The sequence below is a fragment of the Chelatococcus albus genome, from assembly GCF_030067675.1.
GTDB classification, from domain to species: domain Bacteria; phylum Pseudomonadota; class Alphaproteobacteria; order Rhizobiales; family Beijerinckiaceae; genus Chelatococcus_A; species Chelatococcus_A albus.
In genome coordinates this window covers 1-1,494 of record NZ_JASJEV010000029.1, presented here as the reverse complement: position 1 = coordinate 1,494, position 1,494 = coordinate 1, and the positions used below count along the sequence as shown (strand labels likewise).

The 1,494-nt window shown below is 70.2% G+C and carries 1 protein-coding gene; it reads left to right on the top strand.

Annotation, left to right across the window (positions count from 1 at the left end; translation table 11 throughout):
* The coding region (locus QNA08_RS18895; protein WP_283742280.1) for a CoA-acylating methylmalonate-semialdehyde dehydrogenase at positions 1 to 1,359 on the top strand (1,359 nt) is incomplete at its 5' end.
* Positions 1,360 to 1,494 lie beyond the last annotated feature (135 nt).

Below are 1,494 nucleotides of genomic sequence, written 5' to 3'. Positions count from 1 at the left end.
GTGGCGAACGCCAGGGAGGCGCAGCCCGCCTGGGCCGCCACCAACCCGCAGCGCCGCGCCCGCGTGCTGATGAAGTTCCTCGAGCTCGTGCAGAAGGAGTACGACAGCCTCGCCGAGCTGCTCGCCCGCGAGCACGGCAAGACCCTGCCCGACGCCAGGGGCGACATCCAGCGTGGCCTCGAGGTCGTCGAGTTCGCCTGCGGCATCCCGCATCTGATGAAGGGCGAATACACCGAGGGCGCCGGCCCCGGCATCGACGTCTATTCCATGCGCCAGCCGCTCGGCGTCGTCGCCGGCATCACGCCCTTCAACTTCCCGGCGATGATCCCGATGTGGAAGTTCGCCCCGGCGATTGCCTGCGGCAACGCCTTCATCCTCAAGCCGTCGGAGCGCGATCCCGGCGTGCCCATGCGCCTCGCCGCGCTGATGATCGAGGCCGGGCTGCCGGCCGGCGTCCTCAACGTCGTCAACGGCGACAAGGAGGCGGTGGACGCCATCCTCGACGATCCCGACATCGCCGCCATCGGCTTCGTCGGCTCCACCGCCATCGCCGAGTACATCTATGCGCGCGGCTGCGCCCACGGCAAGCGCGTGCAGTGCTTCGGCGGCGCCAAGAACCACATGATCGTCATGCCCGACGCCGACATGGACCAGGCCGTCGACGCCCTCATCGGCGCCGGCTACGGCTCGGCCGGCGAGCGCTGCATGGCGATCTCGGTCGCCGTGCCCGTCGGCCAGGCCACGGCCGACCGCCTCGTCGAGAAGCTCATCCCGCGCGTCGAGAGCCTCAAGGTCGGGCTGTCGACCGACCCGAGCGCCGACTTCGGCCCGCTGGTGACCAGGGCCCATCTCGACAAGGTCAGGGCCTATGTCGACCTCGGCGTGGCCGAGGGCGCCAAGCTCGTCGTCGACGGCCGCGGCTTCACGATGCAGGGCTACGAGAACGGCTTCTACATGGGCGGCTGCCTGTTCGACCACGTGACGCCCGAGATGCGCATCTACAAGGAGGAGATCTTCGGCCCCGTCCTCTCCGTCGTGCGCGCCCACAACTACGAGGAGGCGCTCGCCCTGCCGTCCCGGCACGAGTACGGCAACGGCGTCGCCATCTACACCCGCGACGGCGACGCGGCGCGCGACTTCGCCGCCAAGGTCAACGTCGGCATGGTCGGCATCAACGTGCCGATCCCCGTGCCGATCGCCTACTACACCTTCGGCGGCTGGAAGCGCTCGGGCTTCGGCGACCTCAACCAGCACGGCCCCGACGCCATCCGCTTCTACACCAGGACCAAGACCGTCACCTCGCGCTGGCCATCCGGCGTCAAGGAAGGCGCCGAGTTCGTCATCCCGACCATGAACTGACGCACGCGGCCTCGCCCCCCGCCGCACCGGGCGCGAGGCCGCCGTTTCCCTGGACTAGGCTTCGACGACAACAGGGCCGAGGGTCGCGCGGCGACAGCCACCGACCGGGCAGGGGCCGGCAGGGGCCGATCCGCC